Source organism: Streptomyces hilarionis (assembly GCF_024539675.1).
In the GTDB taxonomy this organism is placed as follows: domain Bacteria; phylum Actinomycetota; class Actinomycetes; order Streptomycetales; family Streptomycetaceae; genus Streptomyces; species Streptomyces hilarionis.
The window spans coordinates 1-7,710 of record NZ_JAHHIT010000250.1; the positions used below are offsets into that span (position 1 = coordinate 1).

5 protein-coding genes are annotated in these 7,710 nt (G+C 71.9%); 4 read left to right on the forward strand and 1 reads right to left on the reverse strand.

Annotated elements, in window-relative coordinates:
* Nucleotides 1-52 precede the first annotated feature (52 nt).
* From KMS84_RS36655 to KMS84_RS36665, 3 genes are all read left to right on the forward strand, one after another.
* A complete protein-coding gene (locus KMS84_RS36655; RefSeq protein WP_256920871.1) occupies nt 53-1,393 on the forward strand; it encodes an LLM class flavin-dependent oxidoreductase in 1,341 nt (446 codons plus the stop codon).
* Between the two features lie 13 nt (nt 1,394-1,406).
* A complete protein-coding gene (locus KMS84_RS36660; RefSeq protein ID WP_256920872.1) occupies nt 1,407-2,297 on the forward strand; it encodes a TauD/TfdA dioxygenase family protein in 891 nt (296 codons plus the stop codon).
* A 112-nt stretch (nt 2,298-2,409) separates the two neighbouring features.
* Nucleotides 2,410-3,786: an amino acid permease gene (locus tag KMS84_RS36665; protein WP_256920873.1), complete on the forward strand. Its 1,377-nt coding sequence runs from the start codon at nt 2,410-2,412 to the stop codon at nt 3,784-3,786.
* Between the two features lie 295 nt (nt 3,787-4,081).
* Here KMS84_RS36665 and KMS84_RS36670 read toward each other — a convergent pair whose 3' ends face one another.
* Nucleotides 4,082-4,726 carry a mycothiol-dependent nitroreductase Rv2466c family protein gene (locus KMS84_RS36670; protein WP_256920874.1) on the reverse strand — a complete coding sequence of 215 codons (645 nt, stop codon included), beginning with the start codon at nt 4,724-4,726 and terminating at the stop codon, nt 4,082-4,084.
* A 152-nt stretch (nt 4,727-4,878) separates the two neighbouring features.
* On the opposite strand from KMS84_RS36670, the gene pepN reads away from it, so the two are divergent.
* Nucleotides 4,879-7,470, forward strand: a complete 2,592-nt coding sequence (pepN, locus tag KMS84_RS36675) for an aminopeptidase N (RefSeq protein ID WP_256920875.1) — start codon at nt 4,879-4,881, stop codon at nt 7,468-7,470.
* The last annotated feature ends 240 nt before the right edge of the window (nt 7,471-7,710 follow it).

Here is a 7,710-nt window from a genome sequence, read left to right on the forward strand (position 1 = left end):
CCCTCCCCCTCCCCCTCTTCTTCCCGTACCTGCCCGAAGCGAAGGACACGCCATGCCCCGCCGGCTTCACCTCAACGCCTTCCTCATGAACACCGGTCATCACGAGGCCTCGTGGCGGCTGCCCGAGAGCGATCCCCTCGCCCACGTCGAGCTGGACCACTACGTCCGGCTGGCCCGGACCGCCGAGCGCGGAGCCTTCGACTCCCTGTTCCTGGCCGACGGCCCGCAGCTGTGGAGCGACATCGCCCAGCGGCCGGCCGGCGCCCTGGAGCCGCTCACCCTGCTCACCGCGCTGGCCACGGCCACCGAGCACATCGGGCTGATCGCCACCGCGTCCACCTCCTACAACTCCCCCTACAACCTGGCCCGCAAGTTCGCCTCGCTGGACATCATCAGCGGCGGCCGGGCGGGGTGGAACATCGTCACCACGGCCGGCGCGGAGGCCGCGCGCAACTTCGGTCTCGACGCCGAACCCGCGCACGCCGAGCGCTACGCCCGCGCCGCCGAGTTCCTCGACGTGGCCCTGAAGCTCTGGGACAGCTGGGAGGACGACGCGATCGTCGCCGACAAGGCGGCCGGCGTCTGGGGCGACGACGACAAGATCCACCCGCCCCGGCACCGGGGCCGGTACTTCAGCGTCGAGGGCGCCCTCAACGTCCCCCGCTCCCCGCAGGGTTACCCGCTGCTGGTGCAGGCCGGCTCCAGCGAGGACGGCAAGGCGTTCGCCGCCCGGTACGCGGAGGCGGTGTTCACCGCGCAGCAGACGCTCGCCGACGCGCAGGCGTTCTACGCGGACATCAAGGCGCGGGCCGGGGCGGAGGGCCGCGACCCCGACCACCTCAAGGTGCTGCCCGGCATCGTGCCGGTGATCGGCTCCACGGAGGCGGAGGCGCGCGCCGCCGAACGCGTCCTGGAGGACCACATCGTGTACACGCACGGAGTGCGACGCCTGGAGCAACTGCTCCAGCTGGACGCGGGAACCCTGGAGTTGGATGAGCGACTGCCCGCCGACCTGCCGCCCGAGGACGCCATCGAGGGCGCCAAGAGCCGCTACACCCTGATCGTGGAGCTGGCCCGCCGCGAACGCCTCACGGTGCGGCAGCTGGTCGGGCGGCTCGGCGGCGGGCGCGGGCACCTCACCTTCGCGGGCACGCCCGAGCAGGTCGCCGACGCGATCGAGACCTGGTTCACCCGGGGCGCCGCCGACGGCTTCAACATCATGCCCGCGGTCCTGCCGTCCGGCCTCGACGCCTTCGTCGACCACGTCGTGCCGCTGCTGCGCGCCCGCGGCCTGCTGCGGACCGGCTACGGCCCGCGCACGACCCTGCGCGAGAGATACGGCCTCCCGCGTCCCGCCAACCAGTACGTCCGCCCCGAGCTCGCCACCGTCTGAGAGGACCCCCGCCATGACCCTCCACATCCGCAAGGTCACCGCGAACATCGGCGCCCACGTCAGCGGCGTCGACCTCGCCCGGCCCCTCGACGAGGAGACCCGGGCCGCGCTGCGCGAGGCGCTCAACGTCCACAAGGCGCTGGTCTTCGACGACGTCCACCTCGACGACGAGGGGCAGCAGGCCTTCGTCCGTCACTTCGGCGACGTCACCACCGCCCATCCGACCGTCGCGGCCGTGGACGGCGCTCCGAACGTGCTGCCCGTCGACAGCGAGCAGGGCAGCGCCAACCACTGGCACACGGACGTGACGTTCGTCCTCAACCCGCCGCAGGCCAGCACCCTGCGCAGCATCACGGTCCCGCCGTACGGCGGCGAGACGCTGATCGCCAGCTCGGCGGCGGCCTACCGGCAGCTGCCGGAGCCGCTGCGGGCGCTGGCGGACAACCTGTGGGCCGAGCACACCAACGACTACGACTACGCGGTGCCCGCCGAGGAGGTCGACGAGAAGCGGGCCGCCCAGCGCGCCCGGTTCACGTCCATCGCGTTCCGCACCGTCCACCCGGTCGTGCGCGTCCATCCGCTCACCGGTGAACGCGGCCTGTTCATCGGCGGGTTCGCGCAGCGGATCGTGGGACTCTCGGTGGGCGAGTCGCGCAGGATCCTCGACCTGTTGCAGTCGTACGTCACCCGGCCGGAGAACGTCCTGCGCCACCGCTGGTCGCACAACCAGCTGGTGCTGTTCGACAACCGCATCACCCAGCACTACGCCGTCGACAACTACGACAGGCTGCCGCGGCTGCTGCACCGGGTGACCGCCGCCGGCGACGTCCCGGTGGGCGTCGAGGGCAAGGAGAGCTACTCGATCGAGGGGGACGCGGCGCACTACACCTCCGTAGCGGCGTAACCACGCTGCGCGTCCGGTCCGTCCGGATGGTGGGCGGCTCCTCCGTGCGGGCGGAGGGGCTGTCCACACTGTGGGCGTTTTGCCCATCTCACCCCTTGGACGAGCCGCACCCATGCCCAGCACCACCGTCAGCACTCCGCAGGAGTCGGACGCCGTCCTGTCCCACGGCCTCAAACAGCGCCATCTGTCGATGATCGCCCTCGGCGGAGTCATCGGAGCCGGCCTCTTCGTCGGGTCGGGGGCGGGCATCGCCGCCGCCGGCCCGTCGATCGTGGCGGCCTACGCGCTGTCGGGCCTTCTCGTGATGCTGGTGATGCGGATGCTGGGCGAGATGTCCGCCGCGCATCCCTCGTCGGGCTCGTTCTCGGCGCACGCCGAGCGGGCGTTCGGGCCGTGGGCGGGCTTCACCGTCGGCTGGGCCTTCTGGGTGCTGCTGTGCACGGCCGTCGGCCTGGAGGGCATCGGCGCCGCGAAGATCGTCACGGGCTGGCTGCCGGGCACGCCGGAGTGGGCCTGGACGGCCCTGTTCGTGCTCGCGTTCTGCGGGACGAACCTGGCGGCGGTGAAGAACTTCGGCGAGTTCGAGTTCTGGTTCGCGGCCCTCAAGGTCGGCGCCATCACCCTGTTCCTGACGCTGGGGGTGCTCGCCGTCGCCGGGGTCCTGCCCGGCACCCACTCGCCGGGGGCGTCGAACCTGGGCGAGGTGTTCCCGCACGGCGCCGAGGGCCTGGTCGTGGGGCTGCTCGCCTCGGTCTTCGCGTACGGCGGTCTGGAGACCGTGACCATCGCGGCCGCCGAGTCGGAGGACCCGGTCGGGGGCGTGGCGGGCGCGGTCCGCACGGCGATGTGGCGCATCGCGGTGTTCTACGTGGGCTCGATGGCGGTCATCGTCACCCTGGTGCCCTGGGACTCCCCGGCGGTCGTCGAGAAGGGCCCGTACGTCGCCGCCCTCGATCAGCTCGGCATCCCGGCCGCCGGACAGATCATGAACGTGGTCGTGCTGGCCGCGCTGCTGAGCGCGATGAACGCGAACGTCTACGGCGCCTCGCGGATCGCCCACTCGCTGGTGGCACGCGGGCAGGGCCCCAAGGCGCTGGGCCGGGTGTCCGGGGGTGCGCCGCGGGTCGCGGTGCTGGCCTCGTGCGTGTTCGGGTTCGGGTGCGTGGCGCTGAGCCACTGGCGTCCGGACGACGTCTTCCCCTGGCTGCTCAACATGATCGGCGCGGTGATCCTGGTGGTGTGGATCTTCATCGCGCTCTCCCAGCTGCGGCTGCGCCGTCGGCTGGAGCGCGAGTCGCCCGAGCGGCTGGTCGTGCGGATGTGGGCCTTCCCGGCGCTGACGTGGGTGGCGCTGGCCGGCATGGCCGCGATCCTCGTGCTGATGGCGCGCGAGCCGGGGACGCGGGTCCAGCTGTACGGGTCGGGCGCGATGACGGCGTCCCTGGCGGTCGTCGGCCTCGTCCGGCAGCGCAGGCGCGCCGCCGGCTGATCCGGGGGTCCGGGCCCTCGCGTGGACTCCACGCGGGGCCTACTTGTCGTAAGCACGCACTTGCAAGTAACTTGCAATAAGCCGCACCCCGTGAGGGTCTGCGCCGCGCGTCCTGCCTCGTGATCGTCTTCTCACTTTCGCACCGGCAGGCGGAACAAGGGAAGCCCCCGTGAGGACGTGACTCACGGGGGCTCTCCTGTCGGCGGCCGGGATCCTTCGGGACGACCGGGCCTCGGGACGACCGGGCCTCGGGGCGACCCGGCTCCTCACCGGCCCCGGCGCCGGATCCGGACGGTCACAGGTTGCTGAAGTCCGGGCCCTTGGTGCGGCTGCGCTTGATCTCGTAGAAACCGGGGACCGACGCGACGGCCACCGTGCCGTCCCACAGCCGGGCCGCCTCCTCGCCCTTGGGGGCCGGGGTGACCACGGGACCGAAGAACGCGATCTGCTCGCCGTCCGGGCCGGGCACGGCGATGACGGGCGTGCCGACGTCCTGGCCGACCTTCTCGATGCCCTCCTTGTGCGAGGCGCGCAGCTCGGCGTCGAACTCGAAGTCCTCCTGGTCGGCGTAGTCGATCAGGTCGGCGGGCAGACCGGTGTCGGCGAGCGCGCCGACGAGGGCCTCCCGGGTCGGGCCCTCGCCGTTGTTGTGGATACGGGTGCCGAGCGCGGTGTACAGCGGGCCGAGGACGTCCGCGCCGTGCTTCTGCGCGGCGGCCGCCACCACCCGGACCGGCCGCCACGCCTTGTTCTCCAGGAAGTCCCGGTACTCCTCGGGCAGCTCCGCGAGCCGGTCCTCGTTGAGGACCGCGAGACTCATCAGGTGCCAGCGGACCTCGATGTCACGGACCTTCTCCACTTCCAGCACCCAGCGCGACGTCATCCAGGCCCAGGGGCACGACGGGTCGAACCAGAAGTCGACGGGGGTCTTCTCCGGCATGTCTCTCCTCAGAGATCCTCAGAAGATAAGGCTTTCCCCACTGAACACCGCCGTGCGCGCCGCGCATTCCCGGCTGCCGCGCGTCAGGGGCGCATGGCAGGATCGCTCCTGTCCACAGCACCCATGCGCAACGCAGTGAGGGAGTACCGCCCGTGCCCGGTGAGAACCTGTCCCGCGACGAGGCCCGGGAGCGGGCCGCCCTGCTGTCCGTCGACGGGTACGAGGTGTCCCTCGACGTCCGCTCGGCGGTGGGCGACCGGGCCGCGGAGGGCGAGCCGCGCACCTTCCGGTCGGTCACCACCGTCCGCTTCCGCTGCAACGAGCCCGGCGCGTCCGGTTTCGCCGACCTCGTGGCGCCGAGTGTCACCTCGGTGTCCCTCAACGGCCGCGACCTCGACCCGGGCGAGGTCTTCGACGGCTCCCGCATCCTGCTGGAGGACCTCGCCGCGGACAACGAGCTGATCGTCGACGCCCGCTGCGCCTACTCCCGCAGCGGCGAGGGCCTGCACCGCTTCGTCGACCCCGAGGACGGCGAGGTCTACCTCTACACGCAGTACGAGCCGGCCGACTCGCGCCGGGTGTTCGCGTGCTTCGAGCAGCCCGACCTGAAGGCCCCCTTCCGCTTCGAGGTGCGCGCGCCCGAGGAGTGGACCGTGTGGAGCAACGGCGTCGGCGAGCGCGCGGACGGTGTGTGGCGGTTCGCCGAGACGAAGCCGATCTCCACCTACATCACCTGCGTCGTGGCGGGCCCCTACCACCACGTGACCGACGTCTACCGGCGCGACCTGGGCGACGGCACGACCCTGGAGATCCCGCTCGGCGCGATGTGCCGCAAGGGCCTGGCCCCCCACTTCGAGGCCGACGACGTCTTCCTGATCACCAAGCAGGGCCTGGACTTCTTCCACGACCACTTCGACTACCCGTACCCCTTCGGCAAGTACGACCAGGCGTTCGTGCCGGAGTACAACCTCGGCGCGATGGAGAACCCGGGCCTGGTGACCTTCCGCGAGGAGTACGTCTTCCGCGGGAAGGTGACCCGCGCGTCCTACGAGGCCCGGGCGAACGTCATCCTGCACGAGATGGCGCACATGTGGTTCGGCGACCTGGTCACCATGGTGTGGTGGGACGACCTGTGGCTGAAGGAGTCCTTCGCGGACTTCATGGGCACCTTCGCCAACGTCGGCGCGACCCGCTTCAAGGACGCCTGGATCACCTTCGCCAACCGCCGCAAGGCCTGGGCCTACCGCGCCGACCAGCTGCCCTCCACGCACCCGATCACCGCCGACATCCGCGACCTCCAGGACGCCAAGCTCAACTTCGACGGCATCACGTACGCCAAGGGCGCCAGCGTGCTCAAGCAGCTGGTGGCGTACGTAGGCCAGGACGCGTTCCTGGAGGGCGCCCGCCGCTACTTCAAGCGGCACGCCTACGGCAACACCCGGCTGGGGGACCTGCTGTCGGTGCTCGGGGAGACCAGCGGCCGGGACATGGCCGGGTGGGCGCGGTCCTGGCTCCAGACGGCGGGCGTGAACTCGCTGACCCCGCAGGTGCTGCTGGACCCGCGGGGCCGCGTCGACGAGCTGGCGGTGCTCCAGGAGGCGGCCGAGACGCATCCCGAGCTGCGGCCGCACCGGGTGGCGATCGGCCTGTACCGCCGCGAGGGCGACCGGGTGGTGCGCTACGCGCGCGCCGAGGCGGACGTGGACGGCCCGCGCACGGTGATCACGGAGCTGGCCGGGGAGCAGGCGCCCGACCTGGTGCTGGTCAACGACGACGACCTCACCTACTGCAAGATCCGTTTCGACGAGACCTCGCTGGCCACGCTGCGCGGGCACCTGGGCGACCTGAGCGACCCGCTGGCCCGCGCGCTGTGCTGGTCGGCCCTGTGGAACCTGACCCGGGACGCGCTGCTGCCCGCGGCCGACTTCGTCGACCTGGTGACACGTTTCGCGCACCGCGAGTCCGACATCGGCGTCCTGCAGATGCTGCACGCCTGGGCGGACTCGGCGCTGGTGCACTACGCGCCGCAGGACTGGCGGCCCGCGGGCGAGCGGGCGCTGGCCCGGGTCGCCGAACGCGACCTGCGGGCGGCGGAGCCCGGCAGCGGGCACCAGCTGGCGTGGGCGCGCTTCTTCGCGTCGGTCGCGTCGTCCGCGGAGGACCTGGACCTGCTGCGGGCCCTGCTGGACGGCACCGCGAAGATCGACGGCCTGGAGGTGGACCAGGAGCTGCGCTGGGCGTTCCTGGAGCCGCTGACGGCGCACGGCGTGGTCGACGAGGCGGCGCTGGCGGCCGAGCTGGCCCGCGACGACACCGCGTCCGGCAAGCGCCACCAGGTCCGCTGTCTGGCCGCCCGTCCGTCGGCGGCCGTCAAGGCGCAGGCATGGGCGCAGCTGATGGAGTCGGACACGCTGTCCAACGCGCTGACGGAGGCGACGATCGCCGGGTTCGCCCAGCCCTCGCAGCGCGAGCTGCTCGCGCCGTACACGCAGAAGTACTTCGCGGCGATCGGGCGGATCTGGGAGCAGCGGTCCATCCAGAGCGCGATGAACGTGGTCAGGGGCCTGTTCCCCGCGCTCCAGGACTCGCCGGAGACGCTGGCGGCGACGGACGCCTGGCTCGCGGCGCACGAGTCGGCCGCCCCGGCGCTGCGCCGGCTGGTGCTGGAGGCGCGGGACGACCTGGCGAGGGCGCTGCGGGCGCAGGCCCACGGCGCGGAGGCGGCGGCCGCCCCGGCCGACTGACCTCTGGCCATGAATTCCGCTCACGGTCACCGTTACGGAATTCAGGCAATCGGACCCGTAACCCCTGGCCCCCTCGATCGGGACCAGGGGTTTTCGGCTCCTACTCGGCATCCGAACACGCGTCCTTTAGGGCGAGCTTGTCCGGGTTTGTCGACGGGCGTGTAACAGCGGTTAGGAGGCCCGTCCGGCGCGGAATCCCCGTTGCATGAACCACAACACCCCGCTCCCCCAGGTTCCCCC

What these genes read in the sequence shown, in the direction of transcription:
- KMS84_RS36670 (WP_256920874.1), bottom strand. Translation starts at nt 4,726, where the DNA reads ATGCCGGAGAAGACCCCCGTCGACTTCTGGTTCGACCCGTCGTGCCCC.
- KMS84_RS36665 (WP_256920873.1), top strand. Translation starts at nt 2,410, where the DNA reads ATGCCCAGCACCACCGTCAGCACTCCGCAGGAGTCGGACGCCGTCCTG.
- KMS84_RS36655 (WP_256920871.1), top strand. Translation starts at nt 53, where the DNA reads ATGCCCCGCCGGCTTCACCTCAACGCCTTCCTCATGAACACCGGTCAT.
- KMS84_RS36660 (WP_256920872.1), top strand. Translation starts at nt 1,407, where the DNA reads ATGACCCTCCACATCCGCAAGGTCACCGCGAACATCGGCGCCCACGTC.